An 18,381-nucleotide genomic window follows, 5' to 3' on the forward strand; every position below is an offset into this window, starting at 1 on the left:
GGGAGACTGGGCTTGGGTCAGCGGTTGACGCGGGGCAGGCCGAGGCCGACCATGCCGATGATGTCGCGCTGGATCTCGTTGGTACCGCCACCGAAAGTCAGAATCAGGGCGGAGCGGTGCAACCTCTCGACGCGACCGCGCAGCAGTGCGCCGGGCGAATCGCTGCGAACGGTGGCTGACGGTCCGAGGATCTCCATCAGCAGGCGGTATGCCTCGGTGGCCAACTCGGTGCCGAACACCTTGGCCGCCGATGCGTCCGCCGGTGATGGCGCGGCATCGGTTGCCGACGCCAGTTCCCAGTTGATCAGCTTGAGCACCTCGACCTTGGCCAGTACCCGCGCCAGGTTCAGTTGCACCCACTCGTGGTCGATCAGTCGCTCGCCGCGGGCGTCCTTGGTGTTCTGAGCCCATTCGCGAACCTGGTTGAGCGCCAGGTAGATCGGCTGAGCCGAGACCAGGGCGACGCGCTCATGGTTGAGCTGATTGGTAACCAGTTTCCAGCCCGCGTTCTCCTCACCGACGCGGTTGGCGACCGGAATCCGGACGTCCTGGTAGTAGGTGGCGCTGGTGTCGACGCCGGACATCGTGTGCACCGGAGTCCAGGAGAAACCCTCGGCGGTGGTCGGCATGATCAGCATCGAGATGCCGCGGTGCTTCTTGGCTTCCGGGTTGGTCCGTACCGCCAACCAGACGTAGTCGGCGTAGGCGATCAGCGAAGTCCACATCTTCTGGCCGTTGACCACGTAGTCATCACCGTCGCGGACCGCCGTCGTACGCAGCGCCGCGAGGTCGGTACCCGCACCGGGCTCGGAGTAGCCGATCGAGAAGTGCAGTTCACCCGCAGCGATTTTGGGCAGAAAGAAATTCTTCTGCTCATCGGAACCGAACGCCATGATCGTGGGCGCGACGCTGTTGATCGTCAGGAACGGCACCGGGATGCCGGCGATCGACGCCTCGTCGTTGAAGATCAGTTGGTCCATCGAAGAGCGGGCCTGGCCGCCGTATTCCACCGGCCAGCCCAGTGCCAGCCAGCCGTCCTTACCCATCTGCGCGACGGTGTCGCGGTAGACGTTTCCGCTGCCCATCTCGCCAGCGGAGGCGTTGAGCGCCTCCAGCCGTTCGGGGGTGGCCAGCTGGGTGAAGTAGGACCGCAACTCGCGGCGCAGCTCCTCCTGCTCGGGTGTGTACGTGATGCGCATCGGCCGTCCTTCGCTCGGTGTTGCTGCCCGTCAAGGCTTACTGGAGCTCCCGATCAACCTCGGGAGAAACTCCTGGAGACCATCCTTCTTGTGATCCTCGTTGTAACACGTTCTAGTCTTGGGGTCCAGACTGGCATTCGGCCAGAGCGGTCTTATCCTGATGCCCACCTGCTGCGACTGCGTGGGCGTGAATCTGAGGAGGTTGGGATGCGGGTAGAAGTCGATCGCGATCGCTGCGAGGGCAATGCGGTTTGTGTGGGAATTGCCCCTGACCTGTTCGACCTCGATGACGAGGACTATGCCGTGGTGTTGGTCGACGAGGTCCCCGCCGACCAGGAACAGCTGGCCGAGCAGTCGGTCGCCGAGTGCCCACGAGCCGCATTGATCCGGAAAGACTAGAGGTATTCGTAAGTTGACCGCTAAGACGCAGACCATCGACCTGTCCGGCAAGGTCGCCGTAGTCACCGGGGCGGCCGCCGGCCTGGGCCGGGCCGAAGCGATCGGGTTGGCCAGGGCGGGCGCCACCGTCGTCGTCAACGACATGGCCAAGGCCATCGACGCTTCCGACGTGATGGACGAGATCATCGCCGCCGGGTCCAAAGCGGTGACCGTCGCCGGCGATATCAGTCAGCGGTCCACCGCCGATGAGCTGGTCGCCACCGCAGACGGTCTGGGCGGCCTCGATATCGTCGTCAACAACGCAGGTATCACCAGAGATCGAATGTTGTTCAACATGACCGACGAAGACTGGGATGCCGTCATCGCGGTGCACCTGCGCGGTCACTTCCTGCTCACCCGCAATGCGGCGACGTACTGGCGCAACAAGGCCAAGGAATCTGAGAGCGGCACGGTGTACGGACGGCTGATCAACACCTCCTCTGAAGCCGGTCTGGCGGGTCCTCCCGGCCAGGCCAACTACGGGGCGGCCAAGGCAGGTATCTCGGCGCTGACGATGTCGGCGGCCCGCGGTCTTGAGCGCTACGGGGTGCGGGCGAACGCAATCTGCCCCCGGGCCAGGACGGCCATGACCGCCGGTGTGTTCGGGGCGGAGCCAGATGTCGCCGACGGCGAAGTCGACAGCCTCTCACCCGAGCATGTGGTGACACTCGTGCGGTTCCTGGCCTCCCCGGCGGCTGAGGCCGTCAACGGGCAGGTTTTCATCGTCTACGGACCGGACGTCACCTTGGTGGCGGCGCCGAGCGTCGAGAAGAAGTTCTCTGCCGCCAGCTCCGCCTGGAATCCTTCCGACCTCAGTGAGACACTGCAGGAGTACTTTGCTGCTCGCGACCCGGAGCTGTCGTTTTCGGCCACAGCGCTAATGGGCAACTGATGTTGTCAAACCGCTGCTCGGACGGGGTTTTGGGACTAGAACACGTTCTAGAATGATCTAGGTCACACTGGCCTTGACCTGGACAGATTGGCGCTTCTGTCTCTTGTGTCGGTTCTTTGACACTGCGAACGTGTTCTAGTTACGATGACTCGGCTCACCCAGCTTAGCGTGTCCGCAGGGCGCTGTAAGGTCCAGCGAACCAGGTACTACGCAGGCTTCGCCAAGGCGGCGTGAATCGGGAAGCCGATGCACATCCGCAACGAGAAGGGAACCGAGGTTGTTCGAACAGCTCGCGGTTCCAGCTCGGGCCGTGGGCGGGTTTGTGGAGATGTCCATGGACACCTTCCGAGCGATGTTCCGGCGGCCGTTTCAGTTCCGTGAGCTGATCGACCAGACCTGGATGATCGCTCGCGTCTCGCTGGTGCCGACACTGTTGGTGGCGATCCCCTTCACCGTGCTGGTCGCGTTCACCCTGAACATCCTGCTGCGGGAAATCGGTGCTGCGGACCTATCCGGCGCGGGCACCGCGTTCGGCACGGTCACCCAGCTGGGACCGGTCGTCACCGTGCTGGTGGTCGCCGGTGCCGGCGCCACCGCCATCTGCGCCGACCTCGGCGCGCGCACCATTCGCGAGGAAATCGACGCGATGCGGGTCCTCGGTATCGATCCGATCCAACGCCTCGTCGTGCCGAGGGTGTTGGCGTCGACGTTCGTCGCGCTGCTGTTGAACGGCTTCGTCTGCATGATCGGACTGGCGGGCGGTTATGTGTTCTCGGTCTTTCTGCAGGGTGTGAACCCGGGTGCCTTCATCAACGGCCTGACCATCCTGACCGGCCTGCCCGAGTTGATCTTGGCCGAGATCAAAGCCCTGCTGTTCGGGGTCTTCGCGGGTCTGGTGGGGTGCTACCGCGGTCTGACCGTTCAAGGTGGCCCCAAGGGTGTTGGCATCGCCGTCAACGAAACCGTGGTCTACGCCTTCATCTGCCTGTTCGTCATCAACGTCGTCATGACGGCCATCGGTGTGCGGGTGCTGGCGAAATGACCGGTATCGGCAACTACGACGCCAGCCTGCGGCTCCGGCGAATCCTGGCCGGGGTGCCCAAGGCAGTCGACGGCTTCGGTGAGCAGGCGTTGTTCTACGGTGAGTCGATTCGTTACATCCCGAATGCGGTGACCAAATACCGTCGGGAGACCGTCCGGTTGATCGCCGAGATGACCATGGGCACTGGCGCTTTGGTGATCATCGGTGGCACGGTTGGGGTTGCGGCGTTCCTGACGCTGGCATCCGGCGGTGTGATCGCCGTCCAGGGCTACTCCTCACTGGGCAATATCGGCATCGAAGCCCTGACCGGCTTCCTGTCGGCATTCCTCAACGTGCGCATCGTGGCTCCCGTCATCGCCGGTATCGCGCTGGCCGCCACCATCGGGGCCGGTACCACGGCCCAACTGGGCGCCATGCGGGTGGCCGAGGAGATCGACGCTGTCGAGACGATGGCCGTGCACTCCATGTCCTACCTGGTTTCCACCCGGATCGTCGCGGGCCTGATCGCGATCATCCCGCTGTACTCGCTGTCGGTGCTGGCCGCATTCTTCGCGGCGCGATTCACCACGGTGTTCATCAACGGGCAGTCCGCAGGTCTGTATGACCACTACTTCAACACGTTCCTCATTCCCACCGACCTGCTGTGGTCGTTCCTGCAGGCCATCGTGATGTCGGTGGCGGTGATGCTGGTCCACACGTTCTACGGTTACAACGCATCCGGCGGACCGGTCGGGGTGGGGATCGCCGTCGGTAAGGCGGTGCGCACCTCGCTGGTGGTCGTCGTGGTGATCACCCTGCTCATCTCGCTCGCCGTCTACGGCGGGTCCGGCAACTTCAACCTCTCCGGGTAGCGGGCCGACATGGCCGAGGGCGGAACGAGGCGTACACACGTCAGGGTGGCGGCGGCCGTACTGGCAACGCTGATCGTGGCCGCGGTGCTGTTCACCTATCTGGCCTATACGGCCGCATTCACGTCCACCGATACGGTGACGGTGATGTCGCCGCGGGCCGGCCTGGTGATGGAAACCGATGCCAAGGTCAAGTACCGCGGTGTCCAGATCGGCAAGGTCACCTCGATCGATTACACCGGCGATCAGGCGAAGTTGACGCTCTCTGTGGATAGCGGCCAATTGCCCTTCATCCCGTCGAACTCAGAGGTGCGGATCGCGGGTAACACCGTGTTCGGCGCCAAATCGGTGGAATTCATCGCGCCGAAGGATCCGACCGCGCGCACCATGGCGGCCGGTGCCACCGTCCAGGCGTCCTCGGTGCAGCTTGAGGTCAACACCCTGTTCCAGACGCTGACCGAACTACTGCAGAAGATCGACCCGGTGAATCTCAACGCGACGCTGACCGCGTTGGGGGAGGGGTTGCGCGGTAACGGCGATAACCTCGGCGCGACGATGGCCGGGATCAACACCTACCTGACCCAGCTCAACCCGAAGCTGCCGACGGTGCAGTCAGATCTCAAACAGGCCGCAGCCGTTGCCAATATCTACGCCGATGCGGCGCCAGATCTGGTGACAGTGCTCAACAACCTGCCCGCGATCAGCAAGACCGTCGTCGATCAGCAGGACAACCTCAACGCCACACTGCTGGCCGCAACCGGGTTGGCCAACAACGGGTACGAGACGCTGGCACCCGCGGCCGACGATTACATCGCGGCGATCCAGCGCGCCAGGGCGCCCGCCAAGGTGCTCGGCGACTACTCGCCGGAAATCGGTTGCGTGCTCAGGTCTTTGGTGACGGCCGCCGATACGTTCGGCCCGATCATCGGTGGCACCCGACCCGGCCTGTTCGTCTCGTCGAACTTCTTGCCCGGTGCCCCCGCCTATACCTATCCCGAGAGTCTGCCGGTGGTCAACGCCTCCGGCGGCCCGAACTGCCGTGGCCTGCCGGATATTCCGAGCAAGCAGATCGGCGGTTCGTGGTACCGGGCCCCGTTCCTGGTCACCGACAACGCGTACGTGCCGTTCCAGCCGAACACCGAGTTGCAGTTCGACGCGCCGTCGACCCTGCAGTTCCTGTTCAACGGTGCTTATGCCGAACGGGACGACTTCTGATGAACCACAACAAGAATCTGGTCAACGTCGGCATCTTCACCGTCGTGATGCTGCTTGTGGCGGCCGGACTGGTGGTCGTCTTCGGTGAGTTTCGGTTCTCGTCGAGCAACACCTTTCATGCCAACTTCACCACGGCCTCACGGCTGAAAACCGGGCAGGACGTCCGCATCGCCGGGGTCCCCGTGGGCAGTGTCACCGAGATCAAATTGGCGCCGGACAACAGTGTCGATGTCACATTCGACGTCGACAAGCGTTATCAGCTCTACACCTCGACTCGTGCGCTGATTCGCTACGAGAACCTGGTCGGCGACCGCTTCATGGAGATCGCTTCCGGCCCAGGCGATCTGCGCAAACTTCCCCCCGGCGGCAGTATCAACAAGGATCACACCCAGCCCGCGCTCGATCTCGATGCCCTGCTCGGTGGCCTGCGGCCCGTCCTCAAAGGACTCGACGGCAGCAAGGTCAACGAGGTCACCAACGCGATCATCGAACTGTTGCAGGGCCAAGGCGGCGCGGTCTCGGAATTGCTGTCCTCCACCAGTTCGTTCACCAGCGACCTGGCCGCGCGCGATCAGCTCATCGGTGACGTCATCACCAACCTCAACACGGTGCTGGCGACAGTCGATGAAAAGGGCACCCAGTTCGACACCAGCGTCGACCAACTGCAACAGCTCATCACCGGACTCGCCCAAGGTAAGGACCCCATCGCCGGTGCGATCGGGCCGTTGGCGTCGGCGTCATCGGACCTGACCGAGATGCTGGAAACGAGCCGGCGCCCACTACAGGGCGTGGTGGAGAATCTCGAACCGCTTGCGGCCAAGCTCGATGAGCGCAAAGACGATGTCAACAAGGTCATCGACCCACTCGCCGAGAACTACCTGCGGCTCAACGCACTCGGCGCCTACGGCTCGTTCTTCAACATCTACTACTGCTCGATCCGGATCAAGATCAACGGACCTGCGGGCAGCGACATCCTGATTCCGTTCGGCGGACCGCCGGACCCGTCTAAGGGGAGGTGCGCTCCTGCCAAGTAATCCCGACGGGCACAACCCCGTCCGAACCGGTGTATTCGGCATAGTCCTGGTGGCATGCCTCGTTCTGGTGTCGTTCGGCTACACCCAGCTGCCGTTCTTCCCGCAGGGCAAGATCTACAACGCGTTCTTCAACGACGCCGGCGGTATCACCCCCGGTAACGATGTCAACGTCTCAGGTATCAAGGTCGGCAAGGTGTCTTCGGTCGGTCTGGCAGGCACCGCGGCCAAGGTCACGTTCTCCGTCGACCGCAACGTGCGGGTCGGTGATCAGACGCTGGTGGCGATCAAGACCGATACGGTGCTCGGCCAGAAATCTCTGGATGTCACCCCGGCCGGTACCGGTACGTCGACCACGATTCCGTTGGGGCGCACCACTACTCCCTACACGCTGAATGCCGCGTTGCAGGATCTCGGCGGTAACACCGCCGCCCTGGACAAGCCGCAGTTCGAGCTGGCGCTGAACACCTTGACCGACACTCTGCGCGATGCGACCCCGCAACTGCGCGGTGCCCTCGACGGTGTCACATCGCTGTCGCGCAGCCTCAACACCCGCGACGAAGCGCTCGGCCAGCTGCTGCAGCACGCGCAGTCCGTCACCAAGACGCTGGGCGATCGGGCCAAACAGGTCAACCAGCTCGTTGTCGACGGTAATCAACTCTTCGCCGCCCTCGATGAGCGCAGACAGGCACTGAGCACCCTGATCGCCGGTATTGACGATGTGTCCCAGCAGATTTCGGGATTCGTCGCCGATAACCGCAAGATCTTCGGCCCCGCACTGTCGAAACTGAACTTGGTACTGGACAACCTGAATTCGCGTCGCGACCAGATCAGCCAGGCGCTGGCCAGGCTCCCGGGATATGCCACCGCGCTCGGTGAGGTGGTGGGCTCGGGCCCCGGCTTCCAGATCAACCTCTACGGTCTGCCGCCCGCGACGCTGTCCGAGGTGCTGTTCGACTCCTACTTCCAGCCCGGCAAGCTGCCTGACAGCCTGGCCGACTACCTGCGCGGTTTCATCGGCGAGCGCCTCATCATCAGGCCGAAGTCACCATGAGTGCGATCACGCGGAACCGCGGAACTCTTATCGCTGTCATCACGGCACTGGTCGTGGTGCTGGCCGTCGCACTGTTCGTGCTGTGGCCCGGCCGTGGCACGCACAAGGTGGTGGGGCTGTTCTCGACGGCGGTCGGTCTGTACCCCGGTGACGACGTCCGCGTCGTCGGCGTCCCGGTGGGCAAGATCGATTCGATCGAGCCACGGGCGAATGACGTCAAGATCACCATGTCGGTTAACGACGACGTGAAGGTGCCCGCGGACGCACACGCGATCATCGTGTCGCCGAACCTGGTGTCGGCGCGCTTTATTCAGTTCACTCCGGCGTTCGATGCCGGTGCGCCCGGCGGCGGCGGTCCGGTGCTGGCCGACGGTGCGCAGATCGGGCTGGATCGTACCGGTGTGCCGGTGGAGTGGGATGAGGTCAAAGAGCAGCTGACGGCGCTGTCCTCACAGCTCGGTCCGCAGGCGGGTGGACTGCAGGGTCCGCTCACCGCATTCGTCGATCAGGCCGCGTCCACCTTCGACGGCAACGGCGACTCGTTCCGCAATGCGCTGCGCGAGCTGTCGCAGACTGCGGGGCGCCTGGGGGATTCGCGGGCCGACCTGTTCGGGACCATCAAGAACTTGCAGGTGCTCGTCGATGCGCTCTCACAGAGCAATGAACAGCTCGTGCAGTTCTCCGATCACGTGGCGTCGGTGTCGCAGGTGCTCGCTGACAGTTCGAAGGGTCTGGACAACACCCTCGGCACCTTGAATCAGGCCCTCAACGATGTCCGCGGTTTCCTCGACGAGAACAACGAGACGTTGATCGGCTCGGTCAACAAGCTGACCGCATTCACCAAGATCATCTCCGATCAGTCCGACGACCTCGAGCAGGTTCTGCACGTCACGCCCAACGGTCTGGCGAACTTCTACAACATCTACAACCCGGCACAGGGCACCGTCGGCGGTCTGCTGTCGCTGCCGAACTTCGGTAATCCGGTGCAGTTCATCTGCGGCGGCATCTTCGACGTCGGCGCCAACCCCGACAACTACAAGCGCGCCGAGCTGTGCCGCGAGCGGATGGGGCCGGTGCTGCGCAGGATCGCGATGAACTATCCGCCGATCCTGTTCCACCCGATCAACAGCATCACCGCCTACAAGGGACAGATCATCTACGACACTCCGGCCACCGAGGCCAAGGCGCAGACGCCGGTGCCGTACCTGCAATGGAATCCAGCCCCCGGCGTGACTCCGCCGGTGATCCCGCCCGGTGCCACGCTCGGCGATATGCTCCTGCCGCCACCCGCGGTCGAGGGTCAGGTTTCACCCGGACCGCCGTTCATCGTCGGAAGCGGACCGCTGCCCGGCCCCGCCGCAGACCCCGGCGCACCGGCTCCGGGAGGCGCCGCTGTCCCCGAGGCACCCGCACCGGGGGGTGGTGGCTAGATGGCACGACAGATGTTCCGGATCGGCCGCCGACTGGTGGCACTGGGCTCAGGTGTCACCCTGCTGGCCGGCTGTTCATTCGGCGGGCTGAACTCGCTCGATATGCCCGGTACCAAGGGGCACGGCTCCGGGTCCTTCACCATCACCGTGGAGTTGCCGGATGTGGCGACGCTGCCCCAGAACTCACCGGTGATGGTCGATGACGTCACCGTGGGCAGCGTGTCCGGTATCGACGCGAAGCAGCGTCCGGACGGCACGTTCTTCGCTGCGGTCAAACTATCGCTGGACTCCGACGTACACCTGCCCGGTAACGCAACCGCCAAGGTGGCACAGACCTCGCTACTGGGTTCCCAGCACATCGAGCTGGCCCCTCCGGCGAACAAGCCTGCCGACGGCAAATTGGTCGAAGGCAGCAATATCCCGGAGTCGCAGGCCGGTCGCTACCCCACCACCGAAGAGGTGCTCGCCTCCCTGGGCGTTGTGGTGAACAAAGGCAATCTTGGTGCCCTCCAAGACATCACCGATGAAGCGTTCGCAGCGGTGGCCAATCGTGCGGGTACGTTCGCCGGTCTGATCCCCAGGCTGGCGGAGTTGACCAATTCGCTCAATCAGCAGACCGCCGACATCATCGCCGCCGCCGAGGGCCTCAACCGGTTTGCCGGAATTCTCGCGCAGAACAAGGACAGCCTGGGCCGGGCACTGGACACGCTGCCCGACGCGCTGAAGGTGCTGAACAAGAACCGGACCACCATCGTCGATGCGTTCGGGGCGTTGCGCAGCTTCGGCACCGTCGCGGCGCGAATCCTCTCGGAGACCAAGACCGACTTCGCCGCCGACCTCAAGGACCTCTACCCGGTCATCAAGGCGGTGGCCGACAACGCCGACTACCTCGTCTCGGCGCTGCAACTCGGTCCGACCTTCCCGTTCAAGTCCGACAACATCAGACAGGCCGTGCGTGGCGACTATCTCAACGTGTTCGTCACCTTCGACCTCACGGTGCGGCGCCTCGGTGAATCCGTGTTCACCACATCGGCTCTCGACCCGAATATGAAGCACATGAGCGAGGTGATCAACCCGCCGGACTTCCTGATCGGTGAGATGGCGAACCTCTCGGGGCAGGCGGCCGATCCGTTCAAGATCCCGCCGGGACCTGCGACCCAGGGGGCGGGGGCCAAATAATGCTCGATCGCTTCGCCAAAATTCAGCTCACGATCTTCGCGATCGTCACCATCCTCACCGTGGGCGCCATCTCGGTGTTCTATCTGCACGTGCCCGCGGCCGTGGGTATCGGGTCCTACAAGGTCGATGCGAATTTCGTTGCAGGCGGTGGCATCTACGAGAACGCCAACGTCACCTATCGGGGTGTCACAATCGGGCGGGTCGAGTCGGTCGCGCTCTCCCATGACGGTGTGGTCGCCAACATGCGGCTCAACACCGATACTCCTGTACCCGATAACGTCACCGCCACGGTCAAGAGCGTGTCGGCGATCGGAGAGCAGTACATCGATCTGGTGCCGCCGGCTGAGGCGTCAAAGGCGATGCTGCGCAACGGTTCGACGATCGACCGCGCCAATACCGCGATCGGTCAGGACATCGCCGGCCTGCTGAAATCGGCGGATTCGCTCGTCAACAGCGTGAGCAACAGTCGGCTCCAGGATCTGCTGAAGGAAACGTTCAAGGCGTTCAACGGATCTGGGCCGGAACTGGCGCGGCTGATCCAGTCGTCGCGGCTGCTGGTGGATGAGGCGAACAGCAATTACGGCCAGACCGCGGCCCTGATCGACCAGGCAGGCCCGTTCCTGGACGCGCAGATTCGTAGCGGCGATGACATCAAATCGCTGGCCGACGGATTGGCCAGGTTCACCACCGAAGTGCGGCAGGCAGATCCGCAGCTGCGGACGCTATTGCAGACCGCGCCAGGGGCTGCCGACTCGGCCAACACCGCGTTCTCGGGTATCCGGCCGGACTTCCCGATGCTTGCGGCCAACCTTGCGAACCTGGGTCGCGTCGGGGTGATCTACCACAAGTCGATCGAGCAGGCGCTGGTCATTTTCCCCGCGCTGCTGGCCGGCCTCATCACCGTGGCTGGTGGTGTGCCGACTGACGAGGGCGGCAAGCTCGACTTCAAGGTCGACCTCGGCGATCCACCGCCGTGCTCGGTCGGTTTCATCCCGGCCACCCAGATCCGGACGCCGTCCGACGAAACGGTCCGCGACCTGCCCAAAGATCTGTACTGCAAGACGGCCCAGAACGACCCGGCCGTCGTGCGTGGTGCGCGTAACTACCCCTGCCAGGAGTTCCCCGGCAAGCGTGCGCCGACAATCCAGCTCTGCCGCGATCCGGTCGGGTATGTGCCGATCGGTAGCAACCCGTGGCGCGGCCCGCCGATCCCGTACGGGACGCCGATGGGCCAGTCGGAAGACAACCACTACGAGCCGGACAGCCGGAATATTCTGCCGCCCAACAAGTTTCCCTATATTCCACCCGGCGCGGATTATGACCCAGGTCCCCCGGTGCAATTGCCGCCCGGAGTTCCTTCCGGTCCGGGACCTGCACCCAACGCGCCGTTCCCGCTGCCGGTGCCACCGAATGACAATGGGGCACCGCCGCCTTGGCCGTTCTTCGCGCCGCAGGATCAGATCGTGCCGCCGTACGCGCAGCCGGGGCCACCACCACCGCCGGTGGCGCCGCAGGACGTGCCGGCCCCGCCGGATGCACCGCTGCCCGCTGAGGCACCCCAGCCGCAGGCCAGTGGTCCGGCGTACGCTTCCTACGACCAGAACGGGACGTTTATCGACCCGGCGGGCGGCACGGGTGTCTTCGCCCCAGGCGATGCCAAACAACTCCCCGCCGAGAATTGGGTGGATCTGATGCTTGATCCGAGGCAGGCGTAATGGTGGAATCTTCGCCTGCTTCTCCTTCTCGTCCCGGGCACACCGACGAGGCGCCGAAGCAGGTTCGTCGACGCGCGTCCCGCGCGGCCGGGCCGGCCGCAGGTACCACAGGTGCGGCTCTCACCGAGCGGGTCGAACGACCCCTGGAGCCGAAGGCACGGCCGCTTCGCCCGGCCTTGCCACCGCCTCGTAGGCAACCGAATCGAGTGCTCTTCGGTTGGTTGGCCGCCGCATCCGCTGTGGTCGTCGCAGCGATCCTCGGTGGGGCGGTGTTTGCGCTACTGGTGGCGCAGCGCGATGCGGACGCGGTTGCGGCCCGCGATCAGCGCTTCGTCGACACTGCGTCGCAGACGGTGCTGAATATGTTCTCCTACAACCAGGACAATATCGACGCCAGCGTGAACAGGTTCGTCGACGGAACGAGCGGCCCGTTACGGGATACCTTGAGCCAAGGCAGCAATGTCGAGAATCTCAAGGCGATGTTCCGCGATACCAATGCCAGTTCTGAGGCTGTCGTCAACGGTGCCGCCCTGGAAGCCGTCGACAGCACCAACAACAATGGTTCGGTTCTGGTGGCGGTGCGGGTGACGGTCACCGACCTCGACGGGGTGAACAAGCCTTCGCAGGCCTACCGGCTGCGTGTGGTCGTACACGAAGATGACAACGGACGCATGACGGGTTATGACCTGAAGTATCCCGACGGAGGTAACTGATGCGTCGCCTCACCGGCTGGCTGGCCAGGTTGGCCGCCGCTCTGGTCGTCGTGGGTATCGTTGCGCTGGCAGGGATCTGCGGTTCGTTGTACTGGAACCGTGTCGAGCTGCGGGCGGATGCGACCACGCGCACCGAACTGGCGCCGCTGGCAGCCGATCAGATTCCCAAGGTGTTCGGGTACGACTATCAGACTGTCGAGCGGAGCCTGACCGACGCCTACACCCTCCTGACGCCGGACTACCGTCGTGAGTTCGAGGACCGCGCCAACAAAGACATCATCCCGCAGGCTCGGCAACGTCAGGTTGTCAGCCAGGCCCAGGTCGTGGGAGTTGGAGTCCTTGAAGCGCAACGCAATTCGGGCTCGGTCATGGTGTACATGAACCGCACCGTGACCGATAAGTCGAAGCAGCCGGCATATGACGGTAGCCGGCTACGCGTGGACTATCAGAAGGTCGACGGGAAGTGGCTGATCAACTACATCACTCCGATGTAGGGGCGTCAGCGTCTGGTGTCTTTCCTGCCAGCGCGTCGAGAAATGACCGGGCCCAACGGTCGACGTCGTGGACCAGAACTTGGCGCCGCAGCGCGCGCATCCGGCGCCGACCCTCCTCAGGAGCCTGGCTCAGCGCCTGTTCGATGCCGTCCTTGACACCCTCGAGGTCATGCGGGTTCACCAGGTAGGACTGTCTCAGTTCCGCTGCCGCACCGGTGAATTCGCTCAATACCAGCGCGCCGCCGAGGTCGCTGCGACACGCGACGTATTCCTTGGCCACCAGGTTCATCCCATCGCGTAGCGGGGTGACCAGCATGACATCGGCGGCGACGAAGAACGCGATCAGATCATCGCGGGGGATGGGACGATGCAGGTATTGCACGACCGGGTGACCGACCTCGCCGTACTCACCGTTGATGTGACCGACCTCGCGCTCGATATCGTCGCGCAACACCCGGTAGCTCTCCACCCGTTCCCGGCTCGGGGTGGCAAGCTGTACCAGCACGGTGTCATCCCTGGGGACGCGTCCTTCTTCGAGCAATTCCGAAAACGCATGCAGCCGAACGTCAATGCCCTTGGTGTAGTCCAGTCGGTCGACACCGAGCAGGATCTTGCGGGGGCCGCCGAGTTCGGCGCGGATCTCGCGGGCGCGACGGCGGATGTCGCGGTTGCGGGCCTTCTGGTCCAGCTCGGCGGAGTCGATGGAAATCGGGAAAGCGCCCACCTTGACGGTGCGGAAACCTATTTGAACTTCACCGAGCCGAGACCGGACGCCAATGGTCGCCCGGGAAGTGTTGGCGCCGAGGAGGCGTCGGGCAAGCACCAGAAAGTTCTGGGCGCCGCCGGGCAGATGAAAACCGACGAGATCGGCACCGAGTAGACCCTCGATAATCTCGGTGCGCCAAGGCATCTGCATGAAAAGCTCGATCGGCGGGAACGGAATGTGAAGAAAGAAACCGATGGTCAGGTCGGGGCGCAGCTTGCGTAGCATCTTCGGGACCAGCTGCAGTTGGTAGTCCTGCACCCAGACCGTCGCACCCTTGGCTGCCGCGCGCGAGGTGGCCTCAGCGAATCTGCGGTTGATCTCGACGTAGCGGTCCCACCATTGGCGGTGGTAGATCGGTTTGACGATGACGTCGTGATAGAGCGGCCACAAGGTGGCATTCGAAAAGCCCTCGTAATACTCGGCGACATCGGCGGAAGACAACGCGACCGGGTACATCCGCAGATCATCTTCGATGATGGGTTCACCATCGGGCGCGTCGTCGCTATCCTCAGCAACGCCGGGCCAGCCGATCCACGCGCCGTGACGGCGACGCAGCAGCGGCTCAAGGGCGGTGACCAGCCCGCCAGGGCTGCGCTTCCACGAGGTGGTTCCGTCCGGGTGCCGCTCCATATCGATCGGCAGCCGGTTGGCCACCACCACGAAGTCGGATTCCCCGAATTCAGATGACGAGGATTCGGTTGTTGAGGAGTCGGTTGACAAGGAGGTGGTGGCGGCGTCCTCCCCGGGCGACACCTAGGCCTCTTGCTTTGCCGGTCCGATACCCAGCATGGACAGGAAGACGCGACATTCGTCAGCATCGGTTGCGTAGGCGGCGACAACGCGCCTGGCCTGGCGTGCGGTGCTGTCGGCCAGGGGTTCCACTTCGCCGAGTTCGGCGGGGTCAGATTTAGCAGGCATTACACAACTGTAGGTGACGTGAGGCTGCTGCGTTACCGGGTGGGTACGAAAAGTGCAGTTGGGCGACGTTTTGCCGCCCAAATGTTACGGGCTGGACGACAGGGTCGAATGCGGTACCACCGGCGGCACCGCGTCTTCCTCAAGCCCGTAGCACGCGCCTGAACTACGGCCGCCGACACACGGCACACCGTCAACCTCAGGAATGCTCTGCGGATCGCCAGGCGTGGATTCCGTCAGCTGACCCGAGTAGTCGGGAGTGACCACTCCCGGAGTCGGGAAGTTACCGCCGGGAACATTCGGGGACAGCTCCGGAATGCAGTTATCGGTGTAGAGGTCTTCGGTCTCACCGGCCGGGCAGGCGGCAAAGGCCGGACCCGACGCCGGCGCGGCGAAAACTGCGACGGCGGGTGCGGCGGATACGGCGAGCGCGAACGCGCTGCACAGCATCAGTCGTCTGGGACCAGAAAGAGTAGACATCGGCGAGCTTTCTCTCGTGCGGTTGGAAGGCACTCTAGTGCCGTCCAACCGCTGCCGCCGCGCAACACTCGGCGGCGGGTTCGAGAATTACGGGCTGGAAGAGATGCTGGAATGCGGCGTGACGTCGGGGATGTCGGCCTGGTTCTCCTCGAGGCCGAGGATTGACCCGGAGTTTCCACCGGTCACCGGAATGCCCTGAACCTCGGGCAGAGTGCCACCCGGAGTCGCGGTGGCGTAATTGCCGCCGGGGACATTGGGCGTCATCTCGGGGACACAGTTGTTGGTGTACAGGTCCTCGGATTCGCCTGCGGGACAGGCGGCAACCGACATGGTGCCGGACGGCGCGACGAGGAAAGCGACGGCTGGCGCCGCCGCCACGGCGATGGCAAAACCGCCGGCAAGCACGAACCGACGGGTCTGCCCCGCAAAAGTGGCATTCAAAAGGGTCATCTCACACTTTCTGTCGGCGATACCAGAGTCACCTTAGTAGCAACTCCTGTAACTCCGCTGTGTGATTTGGGGACTCTGCCTAGGGACTGGACGACAAAGTCGACTGAGGTGCGACGTACGGATTCTGCTCCTCAGACAGGCCGATGCACTGTCCGGTGTTGCGTCCCGTGCACGGAATGCCGTTGATCTCGGGCACGCTACTGGCGTCACCCGGCGTGGAGTAGGTCACGCCACCAGGCTGGTTTGGCGACATCTGCGGGGTGCAGATATCGGTGTAAAGGTCCTCGACCTCGCCGTTCGGGCATGCGGCGATGGGGGCAGACGGTCCTGCGGCGGGGACTGAGAACAGCGCGACCGCGGGCGCGGCCGCAATCGTGACGATGAATCCGCCCGCCAGTAGGAGGCGTCGTACAGGAGTGGTGAAGGGCGCCTTCGACACGGTTCGTCACGCTTTCTGTCAGTTTGCTGGCAATCTGGTGCAAAAGCATTGTAAGGACAGCCCGTCAATTCCGCAGTCGTTGCGTCGGGTGGGCGGGTGTTTTCCGCCCCGCGGTCGGCCGGGAGAGTGTCGGTCGTAGTGTGCATGCCGACCCAGTATGGACAACAGTATGCGGATCTAGTGACCCTCAAAAGAGAGACAGGTGGCGCGATGGCCCAGCCAGATCTTGCCGGCGACAAATCGGTCGACGGTGATGACTTCGTGGCCTACGAGGCCCTCGATGAGGGACGGATCGCCCGGATCTGGCTGAATCGACCGGCCGAGCACAACGCGCAGAACCGCACGCTGCTGGTTCAGCTCGATAACGCCTTCCGTCGGGCCGAAGCGGACGATGACGTGCGGGTGATCATTCTGGCCGCACGCGGCAAGAATTTCTCCTCCGGCCATGACCTGGGTTCGGATGCGGCGATGGCTGAGCGCACGCCAGGACCCACCCTGCACCCGAGCTTCACCATCGACGGTGGTACCCGCACTCCCATCGTCGAGAAGCTCTACCTGCAGGAGTGGCATTACTTTTTCCAGAACACGGTGCGTTGGCGTGACCTGCGCAAGATCACCATCGCGCAGGTACAGGGAAATGCGATCTCTGCCGGGCTGATGCTGATCTGGGCGTGCGACCTGATCGTCGCCGCGGACAACGCGAAGTTCAGCGACGTGGTCGCAGCGCGCCTCGGTATGCCCGGTGTCGAGTATTTCGCGCACCCTTGGGAATTCGGACCGCGTAAGGCCAAAGAGCTTCTCCTGACTGGTGATGCGCTCGATGCGGATGAGGCGCATCGGCTGGGCATGGTGTCCAAGGTCTTCCCGGTCGAGGAATTGGCCGATAAGACACTGGAATTCGCGCGCCGGATCGCCAACAAGCCCACGATGGCGACCCTCTTGGTGAAGGATTCGGTGAACGCCGCTTCCGATGCCATGGGTTTCACCGAAGCCTTGCGGCATGCATTTCACATCCACGAATTGGGGCACGCGCATTGGGCTGCGCACAACGAGAACAGGTTCCCGGTGGGCCAGCCGCCGGATGTCGAGGACTGGCGCACCGCGGGCAAGACACAGATCGCGCGGCGCGACATCCCCTGAAACGGGGCTCGCTCCCGTCACCGGGGGCGTGCATGGTTCCATTACTAGAACCTGTTCCAGTTTCTGTTCGGTGTCTGCTAAGGGGTCGGTGTGCAACTGTCTGTCGAAAATCGGACGTACCTCGTCACCGGCGGTGGCAGCGGGATCGGTAAGGGCGTAGCGCAGGCCCTGGTCGACTCCGGTGCCAACGTCATGATCATTGGCCGCGATGCCGATCGGCTCTCGGCTGCTGTCGACGAGATCACCGCCGCCGGTGGTCCTGGCACGATCATCTATGAACCCGCCGACGTGACGAACGAGGACGAGGCGGCCAGGGCGGTCGAGGCCGCGACGGCATGGCACGGACGGTTGCACGGCGTGGTGCATAGTGCCGGCGGCAGTCACACCATCGGCCCGATCACGCAGATCGACTCCGAGCTATGGCGCAGCACTGTCGACCTCAACATCAACGGCACGATGTACGTGCTCAAGCATTCCGCACGGGAAATGGTGCGTGCCGGTGGCGGATCGTTCGTCGGAATCTCGTCGATCGCATCCAGCAACACGCATCGGTGGTTCGGTGCCTACGGCGTGACGAAGGCGGCCATCGACCACCTGATGCAGCTCGCCGCCGACGAACTGGGTGCGTCCCGAGTCCGGGTGAACAGCATCCGGCCCGGTTTGACCAGGACGGAATTGCTTGCGCCCGTTATCGATTCGCCTGAGATTAGTACGGACTACCGCATCAATACGCCGTTGGAGCGCATCGGCGAAGTAGGCGATATCGCCAACGCGGCCATCTTCTTACTCAGTGATGCGTCCGACTGGATCACCGGTCAGCTGATCAACGTCGATGGCGGCCAAATGTTGCGCCGTGGTCCGGACTTCTCGGCAATGCTTGAGCCCATCTTCGGTGCGGACGGGCTACGCGGAGTCGTCTAGTTCAGGCCAGCGCCCCCGGC

The 18,381-nt window shown here is 63.7% G+C and carries 20 protein-coding genes; 14 read left to right on the forward strand and 6 right to left on the reverse strand.

The window, feature by feature from the left end; all coding sequences use genetic code 11:
- Nucleotides 1-17: 17 nt before the first annotated feature.
- Nucleotides 18-1,199, reverse strand: a complete 1,182-nt coding sequence (locus tag ADBZ9O_RS06410) for an acyl-CoA dehydrogenase family protein (protein WP_526529462.1) — start codon at nt 1,197-1,199, stop codon at nt 18-20.
- A gap of 207 nt (nt 1,200-1,406) precedes the next feature.
- Here ADBZ9O_RS06410 and ADBZ9O_RS06415 point away from each other — a divergent pair, with 207 nt between their 5' ends.
- The 12 genes from ADBZ9O_RS06415 to ADBZ9O_RS06470 all read left to right on the forward strand — a co-directional run bounded on the left by ADBZ9O_RS06415 (nt 1,407) and on the right by ADBZ9O_RS06470 (nt 13,250).
- Nucleotides 1,407-1,598, forward strand: coding sequence for a ferredoxin (locus ADBZ9O_RS06415; RefSeq protein ID WP_526529464.1), 192 nt, complete (start codon nt 1,407-1,409; stop codon nt 1,596-1,598).
- Between the two features lie 13 nt (nt 1,599-1,611).
- The gene (locus ADBZ9O_RS06420) at nt 1,612-2,529 is read left to right on the forward strand and encodes a 3-oxoacyl-ACP reductase (protein WP_526529466.1); all 918 of its coding nucleotides are present in this window, start codon (nt 1,612-1,614) and stop codon (nt 2,527-2,529) included.
- Between the two features lie 277 nt (nt 2,530-2,806).
- Entirely contained in the window at nt 2,807-3,571 is a 765-nt protein-coding gene (locus tag ADBZ9O_RS06425) for an MlaE family ABC transporter permease (protein ID WP_526529468.1), read from the forward strand.
- The gene (locus tag ADBZ9O_RS06430; protein ID WP_526529470.1) at nt 3,568-4,422 is read left to right on the forward strand and encodes an MlaE family ABC transporter permease; all 855 of its coding nucleotides are present in this window, start codon (nt 3,568-3,570) and stop codon (nt 4,420-4,422) included. The genes ADBZ9O_RS06425 and ADBZ9O_RS06430 overlap by 4 nt, the downstream gene beginning before the upstream one ends.
- Before the next feature lie 9 nt (nt 4,423-4,431).
- Nucleotides 4,432-5,634 carry an MCE family protein gene (locus ADBZ9O_RS06435; protein WP_526529473.1) on the forward strand — a complete coding sequence of 401 codons (1,203 nt, stop codon included), beginning with the start codon at nt 4,432-4,434 and terminating at the stop codon, nt 5,632-5,634.
- Nucleotides 5,634-6,668, forward strand: coding sequence for an MCE family protein (locus ADBZ9O_RS06440; RefSeq protein ID WP_526529475.1), 1,035 nt, complete (start codon nt 5,634-5,636; stop codon nt 6,666-6,668). The genes ADBZ9O_RS06435 and ADBZ9O_RS06440 overlap by 1 nt, the downstream gene beginning before the upstream one ends.
- Nucleotides 6,658-7,719: a virulence factor Mce family protein gene (locus tag ADBZ9O_RS06445; protein ID WP_526532903.1), complete on the forward strand. Its 1,062-nt coding sequence runs from the start codon at nt 6,658-6,660 to the stop codon at nt 7,717-7,719. Before ADBZ9O_RS06440 ends, ADBZ9O_RS06445 begins: the two co-directional genes overlap by 11 nt.
- Nucleotides 7,716-9,149 (forward strand): MCE family protein, encoded by a 1,434-nt coding sequence (locus tag ADBZ9O_RS06450; RefSeq protein ID WP_526529477.1) that lies wholly within the window; start codon nt 7,716-7,718, stop codon nt 9,147-9,149. Before ADBZ9O_RS06445 ends, ADBZ9O_RS06450 begins: the two co-directional genes overlap by 4 nt.
- Complete coding sequence (locus ADBZ9O_RS06455; RefSeq protein WP_526529479.1) at nt 9,150-10,328, forward strand: MCE family protein; 1,179 nt, start codon at nt 9,150-9,152, stop codon at nt 10,326-10,328.
- A complete protein-coding gene (locus ADBZ9O_RS06460; protein ID WP_526529481.1) occupies nt 10,328-12,043 on the forward strand; it encodes an MCE family protein in 1,716 nt (571 codons plus the stop codon). The genes ADBZ9O_RS06455 and ADBZ9O_RS06460 overlap by 1 nt, the downstream gene beginning before the upstream one ends.
- The gene (locus ADBZ9O_RS06465; RefSeq protein WP_526529483.1) at nt 12,043-12,756 is read left to right on the forward strand and encodes an Rv1363c family protein; all 714 of its coding nucleotides are present in this window, start codon (nt 12,043-12,045) and stop codon (nt 12,754-12,756) included. Before ADBZ9O_RS06460 ends, ADBZ9O_RS06465 begins: the two co-directional genes overlap by 1 nt.
- Nucleotides 12,756-13,250: a mammalian cell entry protein gene (locus ADBZ9O_RS06470; RefSeq protein ID WP_526529485.1), complete on the forward strand. Its 495-nt coding sequence runs from the start codon at nt 12,756-12,758 to the stop codon at nt 13,248-13,250. Before ADBZ9O_RS06465 ends, ADBZ9O_RS06470 begins: the two co-directional genes overlap by 1 nt.
- On the opposite strand, the gene ADBZ9O_RS06475 is transcribed toward ADBZ9O_RS06470, so the two are convergent.
- From ADBZ9O_RS06475 to ADBZ9O_RS06495, 5 genes are all read right to left on the reverse strand, one after another.
- Nucleotides 13,237-14,736 (reverse strand): alpha,alpha-trehalose-phosphate synthase (UDP-forming), encoded by a 1,500-nt coding sequence (locus ADBZ9O_RS06475; RefSeq protein WP_526532906.1) that lies wholly within the window; start codon nt 14,734-14,736, stop codon nt 13,237-13,239. The genes ADBZ9O_RS06470 and ADBZ9O_RS06475 overlap by 14 nt on opposite strands.
- Nucleotides 14,737-14,769: 33 nt before the next feature.
- Nucleotides 14,770-14,934 carry a hypothetical protein gene (locus tag ADBZ9O_RS06480; protein ID WP_526529487.1) on the reverse strand — a complete coding sequence of 55 codons (165 nt, stop codon included), beginning with the start codon at nt 14,932-14,934 and terminating at the stop codon, nt 14,770-14,772.
- An 84-nt stretch (nt 14,935-15,018) separates the two neighbouring features.
- Nucleotides 15,019-15,411, reverse strand: coding sequence for an intersectin-EH binding protein Ibp1 (locus ADBZ9O_RS06485; protein ID WP_526529489.1), 393 nt, complete (start codon nt 15,409-15,411; stop codon nt 15,019-15,021).
- An 87-nt stretch (nt 15,412-15,498) separates the two neighbouring features.
- A complete protein-coding gene (locus ADBZ9O_RS06490) occupies nt 15,499-15,861 on the reverse strand; it encodes an intersectin-EH binding protein Ibp1 (protein WP_526529491.1) in 363 nt (120 codons plus the stop codon).
- 79 nt (nt 15,862-15,940) lie between these two features.
- Nucleotides 15,941-16,300, reverse strand: coding sequence for an intersectin-EH binding protein Ibp1 (locus ADBZ9O_RS06495; RefSeq protein WP_526529493.1), 360 nt, complete (start codon nt 16,298-16,300; stop codon nt 15,941-15,943).
- A gap of 210 nt (nt 16,301-16,510) precedes the next feature.
- On the opposite strand from ADBZ9O_RS06495, the gene ADBZ9O_RS06500 reads away from it, so the two are divergent.
- Nucleotides 16,511-17,440, forward strand: coding sequence for an enoyl-CoA hydratase/isomerase family protein (locus tag ADBZ9O_RS06500; RefSeq protein ID WP_526529495.1), 930 nt, complete (start codon nt 16,511-16,513; stop codon nt 17,438-17,440).
- A 90-nt stretch (nt 17,441-17,530) separates the two neighbouring features.
- Nucleotides 17,531-18,361 (forward strand): SDR family oxidoreductase, encoded by an 831-nt coding sequence (locus tag ADBZ9O_RS06505; RefSeq protein WP_526529497.1) that lies wholly within the window; start codon nt 17,531-17,533, stop codon nt 18,359-18,361.
- Nucleotides 18,362-18,381: the final 20 nt, after the last annotated feature.

Origin of the sequence: Mycobacterium sp. (assembly GCF_965229105.1) — a bacterium.
Taxonomy (GTDB): domain Bacteria; phylum Actinomycetota; class Actinomycetes; order Mycobacteriales; family Mycobacteriaceae; genus Mycobacterium.